The sequence below is a fragment of the Actinoplanes sp. NBRC 101535 genome (assembly GCF_030269225.1).
Lineage (GTDB): Bacteria > Actinomycetota > Actinomycetes > Mycobacteriales > Micromonosporaceae > Actinoplanes > Actinoplanes rectilineatus.
This window is the reverse complement of sequence record NZ_BSSY01000008.1, coordinates 301578-326437: the sequence shown is the minus strand read 5'-3', so window position 1 is coordinate 326437 and position 24860 is coordinate 301578. Positions and strand designations below refer to the sequence as shown.

19 protein-coding genes and 1 pseudogene are annotated in these 24860 nt (G+C 71.1%); 8 read left to right on the top strand and 12 right to left on the bottom strand.

Translation table 11 applies throughout. The features are described 5' to 3' along the window. Positions 1-45: 45 nt before the first annotated feature. From QSK32_RS23760 to QSK32_RS23745, 4 genes are all read right to left on the bottom strand, one after another. Complete coding sequence (locus QSK32_RS23760; protein WP_285473210.1) at positions 46-246, bottom strand: hypothetical protein; 201 nt, start codon at positions 244-246, stop codon at positions 46-48. 22 nt (positions 247-268) lie between these two features. Then, positions 269-3034 carry a beta-galactosidase gene (locus tag QSK32_RS23755; protein ID WP_285473209.1) on the bottom strand — a complete coding sequence of 922 codons (2766 nt, stop codon included), beginning with the start codon at positions 3032-3034 and terminating at the stop codon, positions 269-271. A 154-nt stretch (positions 3035-3188) separates the two neighbouring features. Continuing rightward, positions 3189-3836 (bottom strand): hypothetical protein, encoded by a 648-nt coding sequence (locus QSK32_RS23750; RefSeq protein ID WP_285473208.1) that lies wholly within the window; start codon positions 3834-3836, stop codon positions 3189-3191. A 29-nt stretch (positions 3837-3865) separates the two neighbouring features. Next, entirely contained in the window at positions 3866-7648 is a 3783-nt protein-coding gene (locus QSK32_RS23745) for a GH92 family glycosyl hydrolase (RefSeq protein WP_285473207.1), read from the bottom strand. A gap of 132 nt (positions 7649-7780) precedes the next feature. On the opposite strand from QSK32_RS23745, the gene QSK32_RS23740 reads away from it, so the two are divergent. After that, positions 7781-8356: a TetR/AcrR family transcriptional regulator gene (locus QSK32_RS23740; RefSeq protein WP_245673886.1), complete on the top strand. Its 576-nt coding sequence runs from the start codon at positions 7781-7783 to the stop codon at positions 8354-8356. 40 nt (positions 8357-8396) lie between these two features. Beyond that, positions 8397-9224, top strand: coding sequence for a PIG-L family deacetylase (locus QSK32_RS23735; protein WP_285473206.1), 828 nt, complete (start codon positions 8397-8399; stop codon positions 9222-9224). A 469-nt stretch (positions 9225-9693) separates the two neighbouring features. Here QSK32_RS23735 and QSK32_RS23730 read toward each other — a convergent pair whose 3' ends face one another. After that, the gene (locus tag QSK32_RS23730) at positions 9694-10326 is read right to left on the bottom strand and encodes a maleylpyruvate isomerase family mycothiol-dependent enzyme (RefSeq protein ID WP_285473205.1); all 633 of its coding nucleotides are present in this window, start codon (positions 10324-10326) and stop codon (positions 9694-9696) included. Between the two features lie 96 nt (positions 10327-10422). Between QSK32_RS23730 and QSK32_RS23725 the strand changes: the two are divergent. After that, a pseudogene (locus QSK32_RS23725) lies at positions 10423-11094 on the top strand (nucleoside/nucleotide kinase family protein); the annotation flags it as partial. 108 nt (positions 11095-11202) lie between these two features. After that, positions 11203-13545: a putative bifunctional diguanylate cyclase/phosphodiesterase gene (locus QSK32_RS23720; protein ID WP_285473203.1), complete on the top strand. Its 2343-nt coding sequence runs from the start codon at positions 11203-11205 to the stop codon at positions 13543-13545. 19 nt (positions 13546-13564) lie between these two features. Here the strand turns inward: QSK32_RS23720 and QSK32_RS23715 are convergent, their stop codons facing one another. After that, positions 13565-14488, bottom strand: coding sequence for a PDR/VanB family oxidoreductase (locus QSK32_RS23715; RefSeq protein WP_285473202.1), 924 nt, complete (start codon positions 14486-14488; stop codon positions 13565-13567). Continuing rightward, a complete protein-coding gene (locus QSK32_RS23710) occupies positions 14485-14841 on the bottom strand; it encodes a cupin domain-containing protein (RefSeq protein ID WP_045741580.1) in 357 nt (118 codons plus the stop codon). The genes QSK32_RS23715 and QSK32_RS23710 overlap by 4 nt, the downstream gene beginning before the upstream one ends. A gap of 126 nt (positions 14842-14967) precedes the next feature. Here QSK32_RS23710 and QSK32_RS23705 point away from each other — a divergent pair, with 126 nt between their 5' ends. Continuing rightward, positions 14968-16005 carry an SDR family oxidoreductase gene (locus tag QSK32_RS23705; protein WP_045741579.1) on the top strand — a complete coding sequence of 346 codons (1038 nt, stop codon included), beginning with the start codon at positions 14968-14970 and terminating at the stop codon, positions 16003-16005. On the opposite strand, the gene QSK32_RS23700 is transcribed toward QSK32_RS23705, so the two are convergent. Then, positions 15919-16899, bottom strand: coding sequence for a LysR family transcriptional regulator (locus QSK32_RS23700; RefSeq protein ID WP_083448916.1), 981 nt, complete (start codon positions 16897-16899; stop codon positions 15919-15921). The two genes, QSK32_RS23705 and QSK32_RS23700, sit on opposite strands and share 87 nt — an antisense overlap. Before the next feature lie 73 nt (positions 16900-16972). On the opposite strand from QSK32_RS23700, the gene QSK32_RS23695 reads away from it, so the two are divergent. Beyond that, complete coding sequence (locus QSK32_RS23695; RefSeq protein WP_285473201.1) at positions 16973-17878, top strand: DMT family transporter; 906 nt, start codon at positions 16973-16975, stop codon at positions 17876-17878. After that, positions 17875-18534, top strand: a complete 660-nt coding sequence (locus tag QSK32_RS23690) for a TetR/AcrR family transcriptional regulator (protein ID WP_045741578.1) — start codon at positions 17875-17877, stop codon at positions 18532-18534. The genes QSK32_RS23695 and QSK32_RS23690 overlap by 4 nt, the downstream gene beginning before the upstream one ends. Before the next feature lie 219 nt (positions 18535-18753). On the opposite strand, the gene QSK32_RS23685 is transcribed toward QSK32_RS23690, so the two are convergent. The 3 genes from QSK32_RS23685 to QSK32_RS23675 all read right to left on the bottom strand — a co-directional run bounded on the left by QSK32_RS23685 (position 18754) and on the right by QSK32_RS23675 (position 22056). After that, on the bottom strand, positions 18754-20097 hold the full coding sequence (locus QSK32_RS23685) for an FAD-dependent oxidoreductase (protein ID WP_211275328.1): 1344 nt from the start codon (positions 20095-20097) through the stop codon (positions 18754-18756). A 230-nt stretch (positions 20098-20327) separates the two neighbouring features. Continuing rightward, entirely contained in the window at positions 20328-20672 is a 345-nt protein-coding gene (locus tag QSK32_RS23680) for a hypothetical protein (RefSeq protein WP_285473200.1), read from the bottom strand. Positions 20673-21051: 379 nt separating this feature from the next. After that, positions 21052-22056 (bottom strand): LacI family DNA-binding transcriptional regulator, encoded by a 1005-nt coding sequence (locus QSK32_RS23675; RefSeq protein ID WP_285473199.1) that lies wholly within the window; start codon positions 22054-22056, stop codon positions 21052-21054. A 73-nt stretch (positions 22057-22129) separates the two neighbouring features. Here QSK32_RS23675 and QSK32_RS23670 point away from each other — a divergent pair, with 73 nt between their 5' ends. Next, the gene (locus tag QSK32_RS23670) at positions 22130-23608 is read left to right on the top strand and encodes an MFS transporter (protein ID WP_285473198.1); all 1479 of its coding nucleotides are present in this window, start codon (positions 22130-22132) and stop codon (positions 23606-23608) included. 708 nt (positions 23609-24316) lie between these two features. Here QSK32_RS23670 and QSK32_RS23665 read toward each other — a convergent pair. Next, positions 24317-24538 (bottom strand): hypothetical protein, encoded by a 222-nt coding sequence (locus tag QSK32_RS23665; RefSeq protein ID WP_045741574.1) that lies wholly within the window; start codon positions 24536-24538, stop codon positions 24317-24319. Positions 24539-24860 lie beyond the last annotated feature (322 nt).

Below are 24860 nucleotides of genomic sequence, written 5' to 3'. Positions count from 1 at the left end.
TGCTGGACCGGCCCACTCCGGTGATCGAGGAGATCGTCCGGGCGGTCACAGGCTGAGACCGGCCACGAATCCGGCCACCGCCGCGAGCAGCGCCAGACCAGCGACCTGAACCACGAAGAGGAGACGCTGCCGGCGTGCCCGCGCACGGCTGGCACGCAGCAGCGCCCTCATCTCCCAGGGGCCCCACTCGGCCTCCACGATCGATGCGAAGTGTTGCCGCAACTCGTCCACACCTCCAGAACGCATCCCGGACCGGGATATGTTGCATTCACAGCAGGACGACCACTCCCCGGGCGGGCAGTTCCCCGGTCGCGCCGTCGACGTCGGCCAGGTCGACCGGCTCGTCGGTCCGGTTGATCAGGAACCACACCGGGCCGCGCACGGCCGGCTCGACCCGGCCGCGCAGCGCCACCGGCAGCTCGCTCGACACCCCGGCCCGGCGCAGGAGATCGTCGAGGACCGGTTTCCGGCCGTCCGCGGGCAGAACACATGAGGTGTACGCCGCGGAGCCTGCGCGCAGTGCCCGGCGGGTCACGGCCGGCCCGCCGTCCGGATACGTCAGCAGGACCTCCACCGCCGGATCGGTGACCGTGACCCGCTCGGTCCACACCGTGGCGGCCGTCCCGTCCGACAGGGTGACCGTCTCGCCGTCGAGCAGCGGGGCGAACTCCTCGACCCGGACACCGAGCAGGTCACGCAGCGCCCCCGGATAGCCGCCCGGCCAGAGGTGGTCGTTCTCGTCCACGGTCCCGGAGAAGTAGGTCGCCAGCAGGTGCCCGCCGCCGTGCACATAGTTCTCCAGCCGGTCCCGGAGCCGCTGCGGGACGACGTGCAGAATCGGGGCGACCACCAGGCGATAACCGGACCAGTCGCCGCCGGCCGGCACCACGTCGGCCCGCACCCCCAGGTCGAGGAAGGTGGAGTACCAGTTCAGGGCCTCACCCCGGTAGTCGAGCCGGCTGGTCGGGTGCGAGTCCTGCTCGGCGGCCCACCACGAGTCCGCGTCCACCAGGATCGCCGCGCTTGCCCGCGTACGCGAAAGCCCGGAAACGGCCGAGAGGGCGGCAAGCCGCGCACCCAGGTCCGCGACGTCGCGGAAGACGGCGCTGGAGACACCTCCGTGCGGCAGCATCGCCGAGTGGTACTTCTCGGCGCCCGCCCGGGACTGCCGCCACTGGAAGAAGCAGACGCCGTCGGCGCCGTGCGCGACGTGGGTGAGCGAGTCCCGGGCCAGCTCCCCGCGGCGTTTCGGCACGTTGACCGGCTGCCAGTTGACCGCGCCGGTGGAGTGTTCCATCAGGAACCAGGGCCGCCCGCCGGCGATGTTCCCGGTCAGGTTGGCCGAGAAGGACAGCTCGTCGCGGGCCTGCGGGCCGGGCCGCACATAGTGGTCGTTGGCGACGAAGTCCACCCCACTCGCCCAGTCCGCGTAGTCCATCTCGTTGATCGGCCCGGCCACCATGAAGTTGGTGGTGACCGGCACGTCCGGGGTGAGCTCACGCAACACGGCCCGTTCGGCGCGCAGGTGGTCCCTCAGCGCGTCCGAGGAGAACCGTTTGAAGTCGAGGGCCTGCGTCGGGTTGCCCGCGCCGCCGAGCAGCCGGGGCGGCAGGATCTCCGCCCAGTCGCCGTACCGTTGCGACCAGAAGGCGGTCCCCCACGCGTGGTTCAGCGCGTCCAGTGTCCGATAGCGATCCCGCAGCCACGACCGGAAAGCGACCGCCGCGTCGTCGGAGAAGTCGTACACGTTGTGGCAGCCCAGCTCGTTGCTGATGTGCCAGGCGGTCAGCGCCGGATGGCCGCCGTACCGGGTGGCCACCGCCCGGACCAGGCGCAGCGCGTGCTCGCGGAAGACCGGCGAGGTGGGCCGCCAGTGCTGCCGGGCGCCCGGCCCGACGGTGTGCCCGTGCCGGTCGACCGGCAGGATCTCCGGGTGCCTACGGGTCAGCCACGGCGGCGGCGAGGCGGTCGGGGTGGCCAGGTCGACGAGGATGCCGTGGCTGTGCAGCAGGTCCATCACCTCGTCCAGCCAGCCGAAGTCCCACTGTCCCTCGGCCGGTTCCAGCCGCGCCCACGAGAAGATCCCCAGCGACACGACGGTGACGCCGGCCTCCCGCATCAACCGCACGTCCTCCGGCCAGGTCTCCGGCGGCCACTGCTCCGGGTTGTAGTCCGCCCCGAACTCGATCCGCGGCGGACCGTCCCGTCTGATCCACCGGCGCCGTCCCCGGGCGAGACCGGCGGCCAGGAACTCCAGCGACTCGGCGACGCCGGTGTCCTCCAGCGGACGGTTCAGGTGACCGTGCGCGGTGCCCGCCGCCACGAAGACGGTGGCCGCCACCCCGGCCTCGTGCAACTGGCGGACGATCAGCTCCCCGGACGGCCGCAGATGGTCGTTCTCGGACAGCAGCACGTGCACCGGCGGCAGGCCCTCAAGCCGGGCGTGCCCGGGGAAGGCATCGGCCGGGACGTCGCTGATCCGCCCGACGTAGTTGCGGACCATCTCCTCGACCCCGTGCTCGTAGGGGCCGGGGTTCGGGAAATGCAGGAAGGGATAGGCGAGCAGGATCGTGTCGGGCGCCCGCCCGCCGCCGTCCCGCGCACCGCCGTCCCGCACAACGTCGCCCCGCTCGTTTTCGTCCCACCCGCCGCCGTCCCGCTCGTTTTCGTCCCGGCTCCGCAGCGCACTGGCCAGCGCGAGCGCCGCGCCCGCACTCGCACCACCGATACCGGCCGTCACCGGCTGGTACTTCCCGGTCATCCACTGCCAGGCGGCGTGCACGTCGTCGACCGGAACCGGATGCCGGACCCCGCCGACGGCCAGGCGATAGCCGACGGCGACCACCAGCGCACCCGCCCGCCGCGAGATCTCCGCGGCGACCATGTCGGACTCGCGCATGTCCAGGTCACCGTGCCGAAAACCGCCGCCGTGCGCCCAGAGCAGCGCGGCACCCGACGGCTCGCCCGGATCGTAGACCCGGATCGGGATCGGTCCGTGCGGTCCGTGGATCGTGACGTCCTCGATCGAACTCATGATCTGGTATTACCGAGTCCCGACGGCAGCGGCAAGCCCTCGGATTCACCAGTAGGGGAACAGTCGTGGCGGGGCCCCACCGAGCCCCTGGACGGTGACGCTCGATGCCGCATGGTCGCCCTGCCCGAGTTTCTCCGGCGACGGCCTCCCCGAGCTACGCCGTCGCCGCTCCGTCCCCTGGCCCGGTCGCCGACCGATCCGTCGGCGCCGGAACCCGGGTACTGTCGGCCCGCGCCGCAACGAGGACGCGGAGGGCGCCTGCCACCCCGGCCACGAACAGCACCGATCCGCAGGCGATGTCGGCGAATCGGCTCGGCCAGGGCAGGATCGCGAGCGGGGTGAACCACCCCAGGTAGAAGGGCTGGATCACGGCCCCGGCGGGGACGACGAGGCGGGCCGCCACGCCCCACCCGTCCGTCCGGCGGGCGACCGCGCCGATCAGGCCGAGCGGACCACCCAGGATCAGCGCGGCCAGGAACCACTCCCGGTTGTCCGCGAAGACACTCGCGTCGAACATGCCGACGGCCCGGCCCACGCCGTAGTGCACGAGGCAGGCGATCAGCAGGGAGACGATCCCGGCCGCGGCGGCCGGGACCGGGCGGCGGACGAGCCACCCGGACAGCACGCCCAGCCCGGCCCACAACGCCCCCGCGTTGATCAGCCGGCTGACCGTCATCCGGGCGGCGAGCAGTGTGTTCGCGTCGCCTTCCATCTGGCTGGTGGTCGTCACGTTGGAGGCGAGCGCCACCAGCGCCAGCGCTCCGGCGGCACCGGCGACCGCGCCCCATCCCCGCAGATTCACCGCCGGAGTCTACGGGGACGGGGGTCTGGTCAGGCCAGCAGTTCCAGCTCGGCCACGGTGGCCGGACCGGTGAACTCCAGGCGGTAGTGGGTGTAGGCGCCCGGCGTCGTCACCGTGAACGGCCGGGTCTGCCGCCGCCACGGGAACGCCTGCTCGGACCGTACGTCAAGATCGGTCCATGTGTTTCCGTCGGTGGAACCGAGCAGCTTCCACCCGGCCGGGTCAGCGCCCTCAGCGGCCCCCGACGTGATCGTGTACTGCTTGACGGTGGCCGGCGCGTCCAGCGTCCACTCCTGCGAACTCACCGTCGCCGGTGTCGCCGAGGAATCGTCGGCCAGGGCGGCCGTGGTGACCGTGCCGGTCACGTCCTTCTGCGGGGTGGCGACCGCGTCGCCCGTGGTCAGCGACGGCGGCAGCGCGTTCGCCCCGGTCGCCCACCTCGACGGCTGGGACCCCATCGTGAAGTCCAGGGTCGCGCCGCCGGACAGCACCGCGTGCGGGAGCGACGCCGACTTCCACGCCTTGCCGTTGATCTTCAACGACTGGACGTAGACGTTCTTGGCCGAGTTGCCGGGCGCCCGGATGACGACCTTCCTGCCGTTCTCCAGGTTGATGGTGGCCTTGGTGAACAGCGGTGACCCGATCACGTAGTCGGCGCTGCCCATCTGCAGCGGGTAGAACCCGAGGGCGGCGAACACGTACCAGGCGGACATCTCACCGTTGTCCTCGTCGCCCGGGTACCCCTGGCCGATCTCGCTGCCCAGGTAGAGCCGGTCGACGATCTCCCGGGTCAGCGCCTGTGTCTTGGCCGGCTGCCCGGCGTACGTGTACATCCACGGGATGTGGTGCGACGGCTGGTTGCTGTGGCCGTACTGGCCCATCCGCACGTCCCGGGCCTCGGTCATCTCGTGGATCACGCCGCCGTAGGAGCCGAACTTGAGGCCGGTCTCCGGTTCGGAGAAGAACGTGTCCAGCTTGCCGGCGAGGGCGTCCCGCCCGCCGTACAGGTTGGCCAGGCCCTGGCCGTCCTGCGGCACGTGGAAGGCCATGTTCCAGCCGTTGGTCTCGGTGTAGTCGTAGCCCCACACCTCCGGGTCGTACTGTTCCGGGGTCCACCGCCACTGCCCGGCGCTGTTCTTGCCTTGGAAGAAGCCGACCGACTCGTCGAAGTGGTTGACGTAATTCAGCGCCCGCTGCCGGTAGTACGCAGCCTCCTCGGTGTAGCGTGCCGCGTCCGGACCGCCCTTCTTCGCGAGGGCGGCGGCCATGTTGGCGATGCCGAAGTCGTTGATGTAACCGTCCACCGCCCAGGACATCGCCTCGCCGGTGGCGTCCAGCGGCGTGTACCCCTTGAAGATCGACGTGGTCAGGCCCTTGCGGCCGACGTTGTCGTTCGGTGGCGCGACCGTGGCGTTCTTGGTCGCCGCCGCATAGGCATCCTCAAGATCGAAACCTTTCACGCCTTTGAGGTACGCGTCCGCGAACGCGACGTCCGAACTGGTGCCGACCATCAGGTTCGCGTATCCGGGTGACGACCACCGGGAGATCCAGCCGCCGTCGCGGTACTGCTGGACGAACCCGTCGATCATCTCGCCGGCCAGTGACGGGGTGAGCAGCGAATACGCCGGCCAGGTGGTGCGGTAGGTGTCCCAGAAGCCGTTGTTGACGTACACCTTGCCGTCCCGGATCGGGGCTCCGGTCTCGGTCGGGGTGCTCGGCGGGGTGGTCGTCGACGACTGGACCGCGTGCCGCCACGCCGGGGACGCTGCGGTGCCGGTGTTCTCGTGCGCCGAGTTCGGGTAGAGGAACAGCCGGTACAGGCTGGAGTAGAGCGTGACCAGCTGGTCGCGGCTGGCGCCCTCGACCTCGACGGTGCGCAGTTTGGCGTTCCAGGCCGCTTCGGCGCGGGACCGGACCGACTCCAGGGTGTCCGCGGCGCTCAGTTCCAGCTCCAGGTTGTGCCTGGCCTGGGCGACGCTGAGCAGCGAGGTCGCGACCCGCAGGTTCACCGTCTCGGCGCCCACCGTCACGTACCCGGTGGAGGGCCGGTTGCCGGCCGGCAGCATCCCGCCGCCGAGGATCGGGGCGTCGACCGTCGCGTACAGGAACATCCGGGACGCGCCGTTGGACAGGCCGCTGCGCACGTCCGTCCAGCCGGTGATCGTGCCGGTGGCGGCGTCGACGGTCAGCCCCGCGCTGTCGTTCACGTTGTCGAAGATGATGTTTCCGCCGTCGCCGGTGAAACCGAACCGCAGCAGCGCCGCGTGATCGGTCGGCGCGACCTCGGCCGTGAGTCCGCTGTCGAACGTGACGCCGTAGTAGTGCGGCTTCGCGGTCTCGTTCTCGTGGTGGAACGGCAGGGCGCGGGCGGTCCGGTCGGCGTTCGGCACCCCGGTGCCGTCCTGCGGCATGAACTGGAACGTCTGCCGGTCCGCCATCCACGGGCTCGGTTCGTGGCTGACCGACAGCGCCTGCAGCTCCGGCAGGTTCGCCGCGTTGTTGCCCTTGTGGTACTCGTACAGCCAGCTCAGCGTGGACGCGTTGGTCACCGGCGTCCAGAAGTTGAACCCGTGCGGCACGGCGGCGGCCGGAATGTTGTTACCCCGCGAGAAGCCTCCGCTCGACTGTGTTCCGCGGCGCGTCTCCACGTACCCCGCAAGGCTCTTGGAGGGTTTCTGATCCTTGACGTCGGTCAGGGTGATGTCGTCGAACCAGGCCCGCCATGCGCTCGGCGGACCGGACGGCTTGTCGTAGGCGACCAGGATCCGGTCGACGGTCTTGCCGCGGGCCACGTCGCCGATCCGGGTGATGATCTCGTTCCACTGATTGGCGGACAGCTTCTTGGCCGCGCCCTGCGCCTGCGGGCTGACCACCGTGCCGTGCTGGTCCTTCGCCTTCAGCCCGCTCAGGAACGTGCCGTCGGTGAACGCCAGGTCGACCGCGGTGTAGGTCGCCGGATAGGTCAGGTCTCCGCGGGTGAACTCGGGGAACACGAGATAGGACAGCTCGGTGTCCGGCCCGATCTTCAGATCGACGTCATAGATCCTGTTGTACGTGTAAGCACGCCCGTCCACGGCGTGCCGCCCGGCGAACTCCAGCGAGGCCAGGCCGGAGTATCCGACCCGGGCCTTGGCGGCCGGGGCGTTCGACGGCCCGGTCCCGATCGCGCTGCGGGCCGGCTCGGCCGGGGGCGGTGTCTCGTCGCCGTTCGACAGTTGCAGGTCGGCGAGCTGCACGATGGTCGCGCCACCGTTCGCGGTCACGGACAGCCGGTAGAAGCCGTAGTCGCCGGGTGTGCTGACGTCGTAGGTGGTGGTGTCGCCCCGTTCGCCGAGGGTCTGACCGGTGCGGGTGTCCACGGTCGTCCAGGTGCTGCCGTCGGCCGAGCCCTCGAGCCGCCAGTCGCGCGGGTCCCGGGTGGGCGCGTCGTTCGCGGCGGTCAGGGCGTAGCGGGCCACCCGGACCGGCGCGTCCAGCTGGTAGGTCACCCACCCGGTGGTGGCGAAGACCAGCCACTTGGTGTCCGGGTCGGCGTCGAGCAGGTTCTCCTTGACCTCGCCGCCGCCGGTGTTCTCGCCGGAGGCGGTGACCGCGGTGACCCGGCCGTTGACCGAACCGGGGATCCCCACCACCAGCCGGCCGTCCACGCCGGAGGCCCGCTCGGCGGTGTTCTGCCAGGTGGGAGGCGGGTCGCCGGTCTCGAACGAGGTACTGAACCGCGGCGCCGGAGCGGCCTCGGCCGGCCTGCTCACCATCACCGATCCTCCGGCCAGGGTCAACGACAACAGGGCGGCGAGCGGCGTACGACGCATGAGGCCTCCATCGATGAGGATGATCACCTGCCATCTTCGATCGCCCGATATCGATCTGTAAAGGTCTCTTAACAGAAAGGGTGGGACCTCCCGCCCCTTGCTGCCGGAGGGGAGGTCAATAGGGTGAACATCGTGACGACTCCTCGGCGCCGGGACGCCGCCTCCACGCGGCAACTGCTGCTCGACGCCGCGCGGCGCCGGTTCGCCGCCGACGGCTACAGCGCCACCTCGGTCCGCGACATCGCCGGCGACGCCGGGGTGAACGTGGCCCTGATCAGCCGCTACTTCACCTCGAAAGAGGGCCTGTTCCGCGAGTGCCTGCGCGACACCGGCGACGACCTGCGCCGCAGCGTCACCGAGGGCCTGACGGTCGCCGACGCGCCGCGGATCATCGCGGAGAAACTCGCCGGCCCGCCGTCGACCCAGTTCCCCAACCGGCTGCTGCTCCTGCTGCGCACCTCGGGCGACGAGGCCGCCGAACGCATCCGCCTCGACATCCTGACATCGTTCGCCGAGCGGCTGGCCGCCGTCAGTGGCGACGTCTCGGACCGGTCGCTCCTGAACGCCCAGCTGGTCATCGCCACCGCCCTGGGCATCGTGATCCTCCGCGCCGCGGGCGTCCAGCCACTGGCCGGCGCCGACGAGGAGAAGCTCACCGAGCCCCTCCATCACCTGATCACCGCCCTGCTCGGCCGGAACGGCGCCTGACCGCCGTCATCGCCGGTGGAACGAGGCATAGGGTGGGCGCATGCGCGATCGCCCGCTGACCCTGATGGCCGTGCACGCCCACCCCGACGACGAGGTGACCAGCACCGGCGGCACGCTCGCCCGGTATGCCGCTGAGGGCGTCACCACAGTGGTGGTCACCTGCACCGACGGCCGCTGCGGTGACGGTCCGAACGGTGTCAAGCCCGGCGAGGCGGGGCACGACCCGGAGGCGGTGGCGGCCCACCGGCGCCGGGAGCTGGAGGCGAGCTGCGCCGAGCTGAAGGTGACCCACCTGGAGATGCTCGGCTACCACGACTCCGGGATGCTGGGCTGGGACACCAACGCGGCGCCGCAGTCGTTCTGGGCCACCCCGGTGACCGCCGCCGCGGAGCGGCTCGCCGGGCTGATCCGCCGCTACCGGCCGGACGTGCTGCTCACCTACGACGAGAACGGTGGTTACGGCCATCCGGACCACATCCAGGTGCACCGGGTCACGATGGCCGCCGTCGAGCTGGTCACCGACAGCTCGGCGAAGGTGTACATGAGCGCGCTGCCGCGGTCGGCGTTCCAGCGGATCGGTGAGCGGATGCGGGAGATGGGCATCGGCACGGACGGTCCGGACCCCGCCGCCGAGCAGCCGATGGGCTGGCCGGACGAGGAGATCACCGCCCGGATCGACGTGACCGGGACGCTGGAGCAGAAGTTCGCCGCACTGTCGGCGCACGCCAGCCAGGGCGACGGCGCGTTCTTCCTCAGCCTCGGCCGCGAGGTGTTCGGCGAGATCATGGGCGTCGAGTGTTACGTGCGGGTCCGCGACAGCACCGGCGCCCCAGCGGTGGAGCACGACCTGTTCTCCGGTCTCCGGTGAGGCGGCCGGAGAACCGGTCCTACCTGATGACAGGGCAGGCCGTCGCCTAGGCGCATCGTCAGTATTCCTGCCCGTGACCCGAGGCTGGACGGCTTCGCCGGCGCATCCCGTATCCGCCCCGGTGCGGTCACCCAACCGAACCGGACAGCCAGCGCCCCCAAACCGCTGATCGGGTGCGGTCACCTGCTCGGAATGGGCGGCAAGCCCGCCCGACAACGCGATCGGGTACAGCCACCACCGTCAAGGACGGCCAGCGCCCCCAAACCGTTGATCGGGTGCAGTCGCCTGTTCGGAATGGGTGGCAGGCGTGCCCGACAACGTGATCGGGTGCTGTCACCACCCGCCAGGACGGCCAACGCACCCAAGCCGTTGATCGGGTGCGGTCGGTCGTCCACAAGGGATGGTCGGTGCATCCGAAAACGATGCGATCAGGCGCACCGTGCTACGGGCGAGGCGTGCGGAACCCCCGTCAGGCAACTCCCAGACGACGGCGCAGCTCGGGCAGGCCGTCGCCGGACAGCTCCGGCAGCACGATCGTTCGGCCGGTCAGGCCCAGCATCAGCGGCTCGGCATCACCGCGGACCACCGGGCCGGAACCCCACGACCAGCCCAGGTCGATCGCCTCGAAGCGCAGGCCCGCCACCCGCTTGCGGGGCGTGAACCCGACCGCTCGCCCGCCGACCAGGAAGTCCAGCCCGACCCGCATCCGTTCCGGGAGCAGCGCGTGCGGCAGCCCGAGCGGCCGCCGGATGTCCTGCCCGTGGATCAGCAGGTCGGTGAACGGTCCGCCGTAGCCCACGATCGGCGGCTGGAACGGATTCTCCGCGTTGGCGCGCAACTCCCGCGCCATCACGTCCTGCCCGCGCGTTGCCATCCGCTGGGCGATCGCCGCGTTGGTCCGGTGTATCGAGAACCCGTTACGCACCGCCGCCGGCAGCAGCCACGACCGGGGCGCCGCGACCGCCGCCACCAGGTGCCCGATCACCTCGCCGACCGTCCACTCCCCGCACAGGCTGGGATGCGCCCACTGCTCCGGCGTCAACGTGTCCACGAGGTCGGCCAGCCGGAGTCGTTCGTCCGCGATCATCGCTCTGATCTCCACACGAGAAGCCTAGGGCTCGGGGGCCGGAACCCTCAGGACCAGAATGCGCATGGCAGGACCCGGCGGGGAGACTGGGCGGATGAGCGACAGGGAGAGCGCATGACCACGTTCGAGGCGCTGGTGGAGCGGGCCCGCGCGCTCGCCGCCGGTGGGGAGCGGGCCGTCCTCGGGATCACCGGCGCCCCCGGATCGGGCAAGACCACTCTCGCCGAGGAGCTGGTGCGGGCGCTCGGCTCCGACGCGGTGGCGCACGTGCCGATGGACGGGTTCCACCTCGCCGACGTGGAGCTGGACCGGCTCGGGCTGCGGGACCGCAAGGGCGCGCCGGAGACGTTCGACGCTCTCGGGTACGCCTCGCTGCTGCGCCGCATCCAGGAGGACGAGGACGACGTCGTCTATGCGCCCGGTTTCGAGCGGACGCTGGAGCAGCCGATCGCCGGGGCGATCCCGGTGCCCCGCACGGCGCGGCTGGTCGTGACCGAGGGCAACTACCTGCTGCTGGTCGAGCCGCGTTGGGCGAAGGTCCGGCCGCTGCTGACCGAGGTCTGGTACGCGGACCTGGACCGTGACGAACGGCTGCGCCGGCTGATCGAGCGGCACATCCGGTTCGGTAAGGACGAGACGGCGGCGATCGACTGGGCGACCGGCACGGACGAGCGCAACGCGACGCTGATCCGGGCCACCCGGGACCGGGCCGACGTGATCGTCCCGGCGGAGCTGTTGTGCGGCATCGGCACGCCGCCGCGGCGCCGATCGTCCGGCTCCTGACGCAAGGGCACGCGACGGCCTGCATCCGATCGACGAGCCACGGGGAGGTGCAGCTCGTACCCTATGAATGGTCTCAGGATCCCGGGCCGTGGGCCGATATCAGGCGGTGTGGAGACGCAGGCGGGAGCGCACGGCCGGGTGACCGGCCGGCCGCGGTCCGCGCCCCCGCCGAGGCCGCGGAGCACCGCGGACCGGCTGACCGGCTGGGCGGTGACCACCGCCGGGGCGATCGTCGCCGCCTACCTGGTGTTCTACGTCAGCGGCCGTGGTGGCGAGGAACTGCGGACGGTGATCGCCGACGGCGTCTACCTGCCGATCTCGCTGATCTTCACGGTGCTCGTGGTGCGGGTGGTCCGGCTGCGGCGGCAGTCCCGCCGGTCCCGGATCGCATGGGGGTTCATCGCCGGGGCCTACGTCTGTCAGCTGGTGGCGCACACCTCGTGGTTCGTCGAGGACGCCGTCCTGCACGACGCCGCCTACCCGTCGTTCGCGGACTACTGGTTCCTGGCGTTCGTGCCGTTCATGCTGGTCGGGCTCCTGCTGCTGCCCGGTTCGCAGCGGACCCGCTCGGACCGGGTGCGGCTGGTGCTGGACGCTCTGACCGTGGGCGCCAGCGCGTTCATGGTGTTGTGGTACCTCGTGCTCAGCCCGATCTTCGGCACCGACGGTGCCTCGCTCTCCGGGGTGCTGTACGCGGCCGCCCTGCCCGTCGGTGACCTGCTGCTCGTGCTGGCCCTGGCGACGCTGCTGCTGCGCCCGTCGACCGCGGTCGACCCGGCGGTGCGGCTGCTGGCGGGGGCCGTGTCGATGTTCGTCGTCGCGGACATCTGGTACGGCTGGATCCAGCTGCACGACGGTTTCGTCGGTGGCACCTGGCCGGACCTGTTCTGGGTGTTCGGCTGCTATCTGCTGGTGTTGGCCGCGGACCGGCGGCTGGTCGACGCGGGCCGGGAGGCGAGCAGCCGTCTCGCGCACCGGCTGGCGACCGACTGGCTGCCCTACGGGGCGATCGCCATCGCGTACGGCGCGCTCGGCGTCATCGCCCAGCGGGAGGGCCTCTACCCGCTCGGCGGCATGATCATCGGGGCGGTGGTCCTGACCGCCCTGGTCGCCGGCCGGCAGATGTACGCCCTGCACGAGAACCACCGGCTCGCGGTGACCGACCCGCTGACCGGGCTGTCCAACCGCGCCCACCTGAACGAGCTGATCACCCGGATGGCCGTGCAGACGCCGCGGGACGACCGGCAGGGTGCGGTGATGCTGATCGACCTGGACCGGTTCAAGCCGATCAACGACGTGTACGGCCACGACGCCGGTGACGCGGTCCTGCAGGCGGTGGCGGTGACCCTGCGGTCGGTGATCCGGTCCACCGACGTGGCCGGGCGTCTGGGCGGCGACGAGTTCGCGGTGGTCCTGCCGTACCTGCCGGACCGGTCGGTCGCCGAGCGCATCGCGCAGCGGCTCGTCGACGCCCTGCGCACGCCGGTGATCTTCGGGGAGCACCTGCTCAGCGTGGAGGCGAGTGTCGGTGTCGCGTACCACGACTTCGACACCTTCGACGCGCAGACGCTGCTGCAGCACGCGGACATCGCGATGTACGCGGCGAAACGTTCCGGCCGTGGCCGCTACCAGGTCTACACGCCCGAGCTGGACACCCGGGCCCGGGACGCGGAGCTGCGCCAGGCCGTGGAGAACGGCGAGATGGTGGTTCATTTCCAGCCGGCGATCGATCTGGTCACCGGCGGCGTCTCGGCGGTGGAGGCGCTGGTCCGCTGGCAGCATCCGCACCGCGGCATGCTGCCCCCGCACGACTTCGTCGACCTCGCCGAGGAGACCGGGGCGATCGTGCCGCTCGGCACGTGGGTGCTGCGGGAGGCGTGCACGCAGGCGGCCTCGTGGCGGGCGGCCGTTCCGGAGCTGCACGACCTGCGGTTGAGCGTCAACCTGTCGCCGCGGCAGGTGGTGCAGCCGGGGATGCTGGAGACGATCCAGACCGTCCTGGACGAGACGGGTTTTCCGGCGGACCGGCTGATCCTCGAGCTGACCGAGGGGGTGGTGCTGGAACCGGACGCCCGGACGGTGACCTCCCTGGAGCAGTTGCGGGCCGTCGGCATCCGGATCGCGGTCGACGACTTCGGGACGGGCTACTCGGCCCTCAGCTACCTGCGCCTCCTGCCGGTCGACATCCTGAAGATCGACCGCTCGTTCGTGACCGGCATCGACGTCGATCCGGAGGCGCGGCGGGTGGCCGAGGCGGTGGTGCACCTCGGTGTGGCGTTCGGGATGAACGTAGTCGCCGAGGGCATCGAGACGGCCGAGCACGCGCGGCTGCTGACCGAGATGGGCTGCGGGTTCGCGCAGGGCTACTTCTTCTGCCGGCCGGTGCCGGGCGGCGAGTTGCTGGAGAAGTTGCGGGACGGCGTCGGAAAGGCTTCCTTCACCCCCCTTTAGGTTTTCTTCGGTACGGGGGTCAGAGGTCGATGGTTATCCGCTGTCCGAGCGCCCGCGAGACGCAGAGCATCATGCACCGGTTGGCGGCCTTCTCGGCGGCGGTCAGGACGTAGTCGCGGTGGTCGACCTCGCCGGCGAGGACGCGGGTCTCGCAGCTGCCGCAGATGCCCTCTTCGCAGTCGCTGAGCACGTCGAGTCCGGCGTCGTTGACGACTTCGAGGGCGGACTTGTCGGCGGGAACCACGAGCTCCACACCCGACTTTTCCAGTTTTATCGTGAAACTTCCGTCGTCGGTGGTCAGCGTCTCGGGGGCCTGGAAGTACTCGGCCCGCAGACGGTCGGCTTCGCCGCGAGCTTCGAGCGCCGCACTGACGGCGTCGATCAGGGTGGCGGGGCCGCAGACGTACACCAAGCCCGGTTCTTCCAGATGTCTCGCGAGATCCGGCCTTCCGCCGGTGGCGGTCTCGTGGACGGTCACGGCGCCGCCGAGCGCGCGGACCCGGTCCAGGAACGGCATCCCGGCGGCCGCCCGCCCCACATAGACCAGCCGCCACGGCCGGTCCCCCGCCGCCAGCCGCTCGGCCATCGGCAGCAGCGGGGTGATGCCGACACCACCGGCGATCAGCACGATCTCGGCGGCATCCTCCAGCGCGAAGTGGTTCTTGACGCCGCGCAGCGTCACCGGATCGCCGGGGCGCAGCGTCCGGTGCACCCAGGACGAGCCGCCGCGGCCCGCCGGGTCGTGCCGGACCGCGACGGTCAGCGTCCCCGGCCTTCCGCAGATCGAGTACTGCCGGACCGTCCCGTCACCGACCACGAGGTCCACGTGCGCGCCCGGCTCCCACTCCGGCAGGGGCGCGCCGGACGGGTCGGCCAGGTCGACGGTCAGCACGCCGTCGGCCTCGAGGACGAGGCCGCGGACCATCAGCTCCCGCGCCGTCACGGCTTGAACACCACGAAGACCTTGCGGAGCCGCTCGGTGACGACCCATTCGCCCTGCCAGCCGATCGGGAAGTAGGCCGTCGAGCCCGCGGTCACCTCGACCGGCTCACCGCCGTCCTCGGTGACGACCATCCGGCCGGCGATCACGTGGATGATCTCGCCGCGGGTCAGGAACTCCCAGCGGGACGTACCCGGCTCGGACTCCCAGATGCCGGAGACGACCCGGCGGTCCTCGGTGGCGAAGTCGACCCGGCTGCGCACCGGGATCTCGCCGCTCAGCGGTTCAGCGCTGGGCTGCCCCAGCAGCGACTCGTTGAGGCCGGTCACGTCCAGCGGGCGATTGACCACGGTCATGATGGCTCCACTTCCTTCAAGATTGGATCCCAGAACTCTATCCCTGGATCCCCACTGCGGTAAACCCCGAGATCGAAAGCATTGATGACCTTGGTACGTTGACCGATCAGCGAAGGGAACGACGTCATGAGTGGCGAACTGGTCCTGGTGACCGGCGGCTCCGGCTTCATCGGCGCGCACTGCGTGCTGCACCTGCTCGAGCAGGGCTACCGGGTCCGCACGACAGTACGATCCGCCGACCGCGAACCGCAGGTGCGCGCCATGGTCGAGGCGGGCGGGGTGACACCCGGCGACCGGCTGACGTTCGCCCACGCCGACCTGACCGCCGACGACGGCTGGGCCGCGGCGGTCGACGGCTGCGCCTTCGTGCAGCACGTGGCCTCCCCGTTCCCGGCGAAACTGCCGAAGCACGAGGACGACCTGATCGTCCCGGCCCGCGAGGGCACCCTGCGCGTCCTGCGGGCGGCCACCGACGCGGGCGTGCGGCGGGTCGTCCTGACGTCCTCGTTCGCCGCGATCGGATACGGACACGCGGACCCCACCCGGGTGTTCACCGAGCACGACTGGACGGCGCTCGACGGGACGCCGCTCGTGCCGTACGTGAAATCCAAGGTCCTCGCCGAACGCGCCGCCTGGGAGTACGCCGAACGGGAGAACCTGGAGATCGCCACGGTCAACCCGGTGGCGGTGTTCGGCCCGGCGCTCGGCCCCGGCTACTCCGCCTGGGTCGAGGTGATCGAGCAGCTGCTGAACGGCAGGTTCCCGGCCCTGCCCGACCTGGACTTCAACGTGGTCGACGTCCGTGACGTGGCCGACCTGCACCGCCGCGCGATGATCGACCCGGCCGCCGCCGGCGAACGTTTCCTGGCGATCACCGGCCGCCTGCCGCTCACCGAGGTGGCCGGCATCCTCCGCGCCCGCCTCGGCACCGCGGCTCACCGGGTGCCGGTCCGCACCCTGCCCGACTGGGTGGTACGCCTGGCCGGCCGTTTCGACGACCGCCTGGCCCAGATCACCCCCGACCTGGGCATCATCCGCACCGGCTCGGGCGACAAGGCCCGCAGTCTGCTCGGCTGGTCACCGCGGCCGGTGGCCGACACCTTCACCGACACCGCCGTGAGCCTCTCCGCCGTCGGCCGGCTGCGCACCCCGATCACCGCATAGGGCGGTCAGCGCCGCCAGGAAGGCCGCCACGGCGGGCGTCGTCGTGCCGGCCCGGGTCACCACCATCAGGCGGCGGCCCAGGTCCGGACCGGCCACGTCCCGGACCGCCAGCGCCGGATCGTCGTGCCGGGGCAGCGTCAGCACCGGCAGCAGCGCCACCGCGCCGAGCCGGCGGACCAGCTCCAGCTGGACGTCCGCGTCGTTCGAGCGGTGCCGCAGGTCCGGCTCGAAGCCGCCCCGGGAACGGCACACACCCGCCACCATCGCGTGGTGGCCGGTGCCCGGGTCGGACGTCGCCCACGCCGCGTCCCGCAACTCCTCGAGGGGGACCGGGCCCCCGCCTGCCGCCAGCGGATGCGCCGCCGGCAGGACCACCTTGACCGTCTCGGCGAGCAGCTGAGCGAACCGCAGACCGGACGGCCGCGGGCGGGGATGACCGTCGTACTCGTCGCCGATCACCACGTCGACGGCGCCCAGCCGCAGGTCGGGCAAGGCCTGCTCCAGTTCGAGCTCGGCGATCTCCGGGCGGACGCCGGGATGCGACGCGACCACCGCGGCGGCGGCCGGGACCAGCAGCCGCCGGGCGGCCGACTGCAGTCCACCGGCGCGGACGGTTCCGCGTACCCCCGCGAAGGTCTTCAGATCGGCCTCGGCGACCTCCGCGGCGGCCAGGATCGTCCGGGCGTGCCCCGCCAGCAGGCGCCCGGCGTCGGTGAGGCGCACGCCCCGCCCGGCCTTGGCGAACAGGCGGACGCCGACGTCCTTCTCGAGCAGCGCCAGCTGCTGTGACACCGCCGACGGGCTGTAGCCGAGGGCGGCCGCGACCGCCCCGAGCGTGCCCCGCTCCTCGAGCTCGCGCAGGAACCTCAGACGCCGCAGATCGAGCACGACCATCCATGAATCCTAACCATTCACCTCCAGGAATCATCACTGGACGTGACGGGTCGGCGACCTGATGCTCGAACACATGGGTGCGATCCTGTGTCTCGTCTCCGCCGCATGCTTCGGCGCGATGGCCGTCTTCGGCAAACTCGCGTACGCCGCCGGCGTCACCCCGCAGACCCTGCTGCTGATCAGGTTCGGTCTGGCCGCCGTCACGCTCGGCCTGGTGCTCGCCGTTGCGCGCCGGCCGGTCACCGCGCCCCGGCGCACGCTGGCGGCCGCGTTCGGCATGGGCGCCATCGGGTACGCCGCCCAGGCGTCACTGTTCTTCGCCGCGCTGGAACGGATGGACGCGTCCCTGCTGTCGCTGATCCTCTACACCTATCCCCTGTTCGTCACGGTCGGCGCGGTCCTGCTCGGACGGGACCGGCTGACCCGGGCCCGGGCTGCGGCGCTGCTGGCCGCGTCCGCCGGCACCCTGCTGGTCCTGCTCGGCGCGGGCACCGGCCACCTCGACCGGGGCGGCGTGGTGCTCGGATTCGGGGCGGCTCTCACGTACACGGTCTACATCCTGGTCGCCGACCACGTCCTGCGGGACCTGCCGCCACTACTGCTCACCGGGCTGGTGATGGCCGGCGCGGCCACCACCTTCACCGTGCAGGCCCTGGTCACCGGCGGTGTCCGCACGGATTTCGCCGCGGCCGGCTGGCGGTGGCTGATCGCCATCGCCCTGATCTCCACCGTGCTGGCGATCCTCACGTTCTTCGCCGGGCTGCGCCGCACCGGACCGTCGACGGCCGCGATCCTGTCCACCTTCGAACCCGTCGTCACCACGATCCTGGCCGCCGCCACCCTCGGCGAGAACCCGACCGCGCCGCAGATCGCCGGCGGCCTCCTGATCATCCTGGCCGCCGCCCTGCTTCACCTGCGCACGAAGCCCAGTAAGGTGGCCCTCGGAAACCGCACCCGGAATGCCGAGACGAGATCATGAGCCGCAACACCCAGGACGTCCAGTCCGGACGAAGCGTGCGCGGGGAGCAGGTCGAGCTCACCCGGACCCGGATCCTGGACACCGCCGAACGCCTGTTCGCCGAACACGGCGTCTTCTCGGTGTCGAACCGGCAGATCAGCGAGGCCGCGGGGCAGGGCAACAACACCGCGGTCGGCTACCATTTCGGCACGAAGGAGGACCTGGTCCGGGCCGTCGTGCGCCGCCATGCGACGCCGATGGAGGAGATCCGGCGCAGGCTCTTTCTGGGGTACGCGGAAAGCACCGCCCTGCGAGACTGGGTGACCTGCATCGTCCAGCCGTTCACGGACCACCTGGCGTCGCTGGGCACCCCCAGTTGGTACGCCCGTTTCGGCGCCCAGATCATGACCGAGCCGAAACTGCGCGACCTGGCAGCCATCGAGATGCACGGCGCTCCCCTCCTGCGGGAGGTCACCGAACGCCTGCACGCCTGCCTGCCGGGGCTGTCCCCGGAACTGCTGCGCGAGCGCGACTACATGGTCCACGCGCTGGTCGTGCACTACTGCGCCCGCCGCGAGCAGACGCTGCCACCCGGCACCGAGGGTGACTGGCCGGCCACCACCATCGCCATCATCGACGCTGTCGAGGGCCTCTACCGCGCACCCAGCAGTCGCTGAACGCGCCGTTCCCCTTCCGGAACGCGGCTCCTTCGCCGACGCGGCTCCATCGTGAACGAACGCGGCTCCTTCGCGAAGCCGGCCGCTTCGTGAACGCGGCTCCTTCATGTAGCTGGCTCCTTCGCGAACGCGGCTCCTTCGTGAAGCCGGCTCCTTCGTGAACGCGGCGACGGCCGCCCCCGGGTCGGGAGCGGCCGTCGTCGTCGTGTCAGCGGCGGGTCAGCCGTTGCAGATGGTGGTCATCTCGTCGCGGGGGACGACCTTGACGCGCTTGCGGCCGTGCGGCTCGCCCAGCGCGATCTCGTGCGCGTCCAGCTGCTGCCAGCCTTCCCAGGTGGTGTACGGCAGTCCCCGCTGCGCCAGGTAGGTGAGGACGTCGTTCGCGTCCCGCTCCGCGGCGGCGGGCAGGTTCTCCCGGTCCTCGAGCAGGCACTTCACGGTCTCGCCGGCGTCGCCCTTGGTGTGACCGATCAGGCCCACCGGGCCCCGCTTGATCCAGCCGGTCACGTACATGCCGGGGATGTGTTCCCCGTCCAGGTCCAGGATCCGGCCGGCGGCGTGCGGGATGGTGCCGGTGGTGGTGTCGAACGGCAGGTCCGGCAGGGCGGTGCTGAGGTAGCCGACCGCGCGGTACACGGCCTGCACGTCCCAGTCGGTGAACTCGCCGGTGCCGCGGACCCAGCCGTCGCCGGTGAGTTCCTGCGTCTCGGTGCGCAGACCGGTGACGTGCTCGTCGCCGAGCACCTCGACCGGCGCCTGCAGGAAGTGCAGGTGCAGGCGGCGCGGGCGGTCCCGCTCGTCGCGGACGGCCCAGTTCTGCAGGATGTCCACGCACATCTTGATGTGCCGGGTCTTGCGCATCGCCTCGAGGCTGCCCTCGTCGAACTCGATGCCCTCCGGGTGGACGATCACCTCGACGTTCGGCGAGTGGTCCAGTTCGCGCAGCTCCTGCGGGGTGAACTTGACCTGCGCCGGGCCGCGCCGGGAGAAGACGTGCACGTCGGTGACCGGGCTGGCCAGCAGACCCTGGTAGACGTTCTCCGGGATCTCGGTGACGAGCAGTTCGTCGGCGGTCTTGGCGAGGACGCGGGCCACGTCGACGGCGACGTTACCGGCGCCGATCACGGCGACCTTCTGCGCGGTCAGCGGCCACTCGCGGGGCACGTCGGGGTGCCCGTTGTACCAGGACGCGAAGTCGGCGGCGCCGAAGCTGCCGATCTTGTCGATGCCCGGGATGTCCAGGGCGCGGTCCTTCTCGGCGCCGGTCGCGATGATCGTGGCGTCGTAGAAGCGGGAGAAGTCCTCCGGCTTGACGTCCACGCCGTACGCGACGTTGCCGATGAAACGGATCCGCGGGTTGTCCAGGATCCGGAACAGCGCGGTGATGATCTCCTTGATCCGCGGGTGGTCCGGCGCCACGCCGTAACGGATCAGGCCGTACGGGGTGGGAAGCTTGTCGAGGATGTCGACGGTGACGTCCGGGTCGGCCTTGATCAGGTGGTCGGCGGCGTAGATTCCGGCCGGGCCGGCGCCGATGACGGCTACCCGCAGGGGGCGATCCATGCATGCATCCTTTGACTCGTCGCTTCGCTCTGACACTCCAGCCCAGCCATGATCGACAACAGGCTGTGACGACTCTAAAACTTCAACCTAGGTTCAGATCAAGTTGCGACCAACCGGCGAGAACCCGGCCGATCCCTCCCGACCTGCGCCGGAGCGGGTGTTTCGGCAGGTGAGGTTAGGGTTACCTACCAGTCACCGGCAAGGGGTGCACAGCGCGGACGTGAGGCGCCTCACCCTCCGACCGTGATCCATTCACCCTTCGGGGTACGCACCTCGAGCCCGACCACCGCATCACCGTGCCGCCGGAACCGGACATCCGGGCAGCCCTCCACGACCGGCCCCCACCCCCGCTCGGGGTCCAGGACGGCATGCCGCCGACAGTGCTCCTCGTCGACGAATCCCCAGGCCCGCAGCACTTCCCGGCCCCCGTACGAGTAGCAGCCCACCGACGCGATCCGGTCCCCGTCGGGCCGCCGGTAGAAGTCGGCACGCAGACCGGGCACCGGGGTTCCCTCGAAGTCGGCATCGGGCGTGGAGCGGTGCGGAACGTACTCCGCCAGGTCAGGAAGGGACACCGTTGTTCCTCTGGTCGCGGGCACCGGTTGTCGGCGCCACCGCAGACAAGTCGTGATCCACCCCCGTTTGGTTCCCGCCATGCCCGAAAGCGTTCAGCCTTCCGCCCGCCCGCGCTCCGAGCCGCCGGTGCGGACGCGGCTGACGGCGCTCAGGCGGCCGGCCCTCTCCACGCCTCTCGCACGCATCACCCTGCCCAGCGCATCCCCGCAACCCGCATCCCGCAGCTCGGCACACCCCTGCAACCCGGCGCGCCCTGCAACCCGGCGCGCCCCGCAACCCGGCACACCCCCCGCAGCCCGACGCGCCCCGCAATCCGGCACACCCCTCACGCGACACCTGCTCCGCGGCCCGATCGGCATCTCCCGCACGCACGCGTGGTCAGGCGGTGGGGGCCGGGCCCGCTGTTCCGCGGACCACCAGGCGGGGTGGGACGACCACCTCGCGGTGGGGCACCGGGGCGCCCTCGACGCGTTCGACCGCGCGGGCCACGGCACGCGCGGCCATCGTGTCGACGTCCTGGGCGATCGTGGTCAGGTCGATGTGCGCGAGGCGGCTGAAACTGCTGTCGTCGAAGCCGACGACGCTGATCGCGCCGGGGACGTCCAGGCCGTGCCGGCGCAGCACGTCGAGCAGGCCGGCGGCGCTCAGGTCGTTGAAGGCGAACACCGCACTCGGCGGATCGTCGAGCAGCGCCCCGGCGGCCCGCGCGCCGTCCTCCTCGCCGGAACCACCGGAGATCACCCGGATGTGTTCGCCGAGACCGTGCCGGCGCATGGTGTCCTCGTACCCCTGCCGACGTTCGGCGCTGCCGTGCAGGGTGCCGCCGTCGACGTGAGCGATCCGCCGATGACCGAGTCCGATCAGGTATTCGACGGCCTGCCGAGCCCCGTCGAGGTCATCGGTGTGCACCACGTCGACATCGCGTTTGCGTACGCTGCGCATCATCGCCACCACCGGGAGGCGGGCGGCGAGTCCCGCCAGTTCGGCCGGCCGCATCTTCGGGCTGAACAGCACGAGCGCCTCGCACCGGTCCTGCAGCAGGTCGGCGACGGCCGCGTGCTCGTCGCGTCGCGGGGTCACCGCACTCAGGGTCAGCTGGTAGGCCGCGGCGTCGGCAGCCGCGTAGAGCCCGGTGAGCAGGTCGGAGTGGAACGGGTGCCGCACGTCGAAGACGACCCCGAGCAACTGGCTGCGGCCGCTGCGCAACAGGCGGGCCCGGCTGTCCGGACGGTAGTCGAGCCGCCGCGCGACCTCGAGAACCCGCTCCCGGGTGGCGGCGCCCGCCCCGGGCGCGCCCCGCATCACGATCGACACCAGGGCGACCGAGACACCGGCCTCGGCCGCGACGTCCGCCAGGGTGGTCCGCCGCTCCGCTGACTGCATGATCCGATCGTACGCTGTGACGACTAGAACGTTCTATGTCGCCGAGCTACTAGAACGTTCTAGAGTGTGCGCCGTGGATACCCTCACCACCGGCCGTCGCTGGGCGGCCCTGACAGCCCTCGCCATGGGAGGCTTCGGCCTCGGGCTCACCGAGTTCGTCGCCATGGGCCTGCTGCCCGAGGTCGCCCAGGACCTGTTCCCCGCCGCCTACCTCCAGTCCCCGTCCGAAGCGGTGGCCCGGGCCGGATGGCTCATCACCGTGTACGCGCTCGGCGTCGTCGCGGGCGCACCCACCATCGCGGCGCTCACCGCCCGGGCACCCCGCCGCCGGCTCGTCCTCGGACTGCTCACCCTGATGGCCGTCGGCACCGTCGCATCCGCGGCCGCGCCCACCTTCGAACTCGTCCTCGCCGGGCGGTTCGTCGCCGCCCTCGCCCACGGCGCCTACTTCGGCGCGGCGGGACTCATCGCCGCCCACATCCTCGGACCGGGCAACCACGGCAAGGGCATCGCGATCGTCCTCGGCGGGCTCACCGCCGCCAACCTGATCGGCGTACCGGTCATCACCGGCATCGGACAGAATCACGGCTGGCGCGTCGCGTACACCTGCGTGGCCCTCGTCTTCGCCCTCACGCTGATCGCCGCGGCAGTGACCGTGCCCCCGATGGCGGCCGCGCCCGGCGGCTCACCCCGCGCCGAACTGCGCGCCTTCCGCTCACCGCAGGTGTGGCTGGTCGCGGCCGTGGTGGCGATCGGCCCGGCCGGCTTCTTCACGGTCAACAGCTACATCGCACCGGTCACCACGAGCGTGACCGGGCTGTCCGAGAACACCGTGCCGTGGGTGCTGGCCGCGATGGGCCTCGGCATGACGGCCGGAATCGCAGCCGGCGGCATCGCCGCGGACCGGGACCTGCGCCTCAGCGTCCTCGCCGGCCTGCTCGGCAACGTGCTGGCGGTGGCACTGTTCGCGGTGACCGCCGGCAACCCGGTCGGCCTGTTCGTGAGCGCGTTCCTGGTCGGCGCGGTGAGCCTGTTCATCGTCCCGGCACTCCAAGCACGCTTGATCATGGTCGCGCCCGGCACACAGCTGATGGGCGCCGCGGTCAACCAGTCCGCGATCAACATCTCGAACAGCCTGGGGGCGGCACTGGGCGGCGCGGTGATCGCCGCCGGATGGGGATACCTGTCGTCGGCGTGGCTGGGCGTGGGCCTCGCCGTGATCGGCCTGCTCCTGGCCCTGCTGAGCTTCCGCGCCGCGGCTCCAGCCACGATCTCCTCGCCGGCCGACTCTCCCGCCCCGGCGGACGCCGATTCTCCCGGCCCGGCGGACGCCGATTCTCCCGGCCCGGCGGACGCCGATTCTCCCGGCCCGGCGGACGCCGATTCTCCCGCTCCGGCGGTAACCGATCCCCCCGGCCCGGCGGAAGCCGATCCTCACGCCCCTGCGGGAGCCGATTTTCCCGTCCCGGCGGAAACAGCATCGGCACCGCCGGAATCTTCGCCGGTGCGGTCCGGCGCGTCGCCGCCATCCTCAGAGGGCGCACTGCTCTGATAGGCCGGACGTCATGGGCTGCGGTCGCACCACCGCCGCCCATGACGTCCTCATCTTCGGCCGGTTCCCGTTCACCCTGATCAACACGGTGGCCGCCGTTGTCGGCCCCGTCGATACCGGCCGTCTTCGCACGGCTGGTATCGCTCTCGCCGGCGCCCACTTCTCACCCATCGCGCCGACCTCAGTGGCCGCCGCCGTGCCCGTCGCCCGGATCGCCCTGGCGATTGTCGGAGTAGGCGCCACCACCGGCGGAACCCACCCTTTGGAGACGCTGCTTCGGATCCTCACGCGGATCCGCCGCATCGTGAAGCGGGTCGTCGCCGTCAGCGACGGACTGCCCTCCGGCCTGGTCCGCGGACGACTGACCTCGGTCGTCGATATCTGTTTTCCGCATGACTCGGAGTACCCCGGAATCCCCGGACCACTCCCCACCAAGCCACATTCTCCCAGTTCAGGGCGGTGCAGCCGGTCCGCCGCGGTAGATCCGGCCGCCCAGGTCCAGGCAGCCCAGGTCCAGGCAGCCCGGCCCGGCCGACCCGGTTGAGGCAGTTGGACCCGAACGGCAAGATCAATGCGATTTGAGCTGAATGACCATATTAGGATTGGTCCAGCCAACCGGGGTCGGCGATTCGATTAGGCCAGCCGTGATCAGACCCGGTCCAGGGATGTCGTGATCGGGCCGGCCAGACAGGTTCGGTGAGCCTTCGGTCAGGCGGGTTCGGGAACGGCGTCGGGCGGGGTCGGCTCCGGCTGGGCCGGCACGCCCGGGTCACCGGGGTCACCCGGCTCGCCGGGCATCGGCTCCACGGGCGGCGGCGGCAGCGGATCCGGGCTGTCCGGCGAAAGTTCACCCGGGTCGTCGGGGATCGGCGCACCGGGGTCGAGCGGCGGATATTTGTCCGGGTCGGACGGAATACGCGAAGTCGCCATCGGAATCTCCTCTCGCCGCACTCCCCGCCTTCGCGGGAATCGGCAGAAAAGCCACCTACCCCACTCCCCGGTGATCAAAACAGCTCACCCGGGATCACCCCGCCCAGCAGCGCTCGCAAACGCGCCCCACACACTCACCGCTCGACGCCAAAGCGATCTCCAGGCCACAGAGCAGTCGCACCCGATCAAGCGTTCGGGCGCGCCCACAATCCCGAAACGACCGGCATCCGCGCCCAAACACTTGATCGGGTGCGGACACCCGCCAAGCCGGTGCAGAGACAACCGCCCGAGAGGCAACCGCACCCGATCAAGCAACTGGGAG

Coding starts and splice junctions, on each gene's coding strand:
- QSK32_RS23760 (WP_285473210.1), bottom strand. CDS start 246: ATGCGTTCTGGAGGTGTGGACGAGTTGCGGCAACACTTCGCATCGATC.
- QSK32_RS23755 (WP_285473209.1), bottom strand. CDS start 3,034: ATGAGTTCGATCGAGGACGTCACGATCCACGGACCGCACGGACCGATC.
- QSK32_RS23745 (WP_285473207.1), bottom strand. CDS start 7,648: ATGCGTCGTACGCCGCTCGCCGCCCTGTTGTCGTTGACCCTGGCCGGA.
- QSK32_RS23735 (WP_285473206.1), top strand. CDS start 8,397: ATGCGCGATCGCCCGCTGACCCTGATGGCCGTGCACGCCCACCCCGAC.
- QSK32_RS23710 (WP_045741580.1), bottom strand. CDS start 14,841: ATGACCGTGGTCAATCGCCCGCTGGACGTGACCGGCCTCAACGAGTCG.
- QSK32_RS23705 (WP_045741579.1), top strand. CDS start 14,968: ATGAGTGGCGAACTGGTCCTGGTGACCGGCGGCTCCGGCTTCATCGGC.
- QSK32_RS23700 (WP_083448916.1), bottom strand. CDS start 16,899: ATGGTCGTGCTCGATCTGCGGCGTCTGAGGTTCCTGCGCGAGCTCGAG.
- QSK32_RS23695 (WP_285473201.1), top strand. CDS start 16,973: ATGGGTGCGATCCTGTGTCTCGTCTCCGCCGCATGCTTCGGCGCGATG.
- QSK32_RS23690 (WP_045741578.1), top strand. CDS start 17,875: ATGAGCCGCAACACCCAGGACGTCCAGTCCGGACGAAGCGTGCGCGGG.
- QSK32_RS23685 (WP_211275328.1), bottom strand. CDS start 20,097: ATGGATCGCCCCCTGCGGGTAGCCGTCATCGGCGCCGGCCCGGCCGGA.
- QSK32_RS23675 (WP_285473199.1), bottom strand. CDS start 22,056: ATGCAGTCAGCGGAGCGGCGGACCACCCTGGCGGACGTCGCGGCCGAG.
- QSK32_RS23665 (WP_045741574.1), bottom strand. CDS start 24,538: ATGGCGACTTCGCGTATTCCGTCCGACCCGGACAAATATCCGCCGCTC.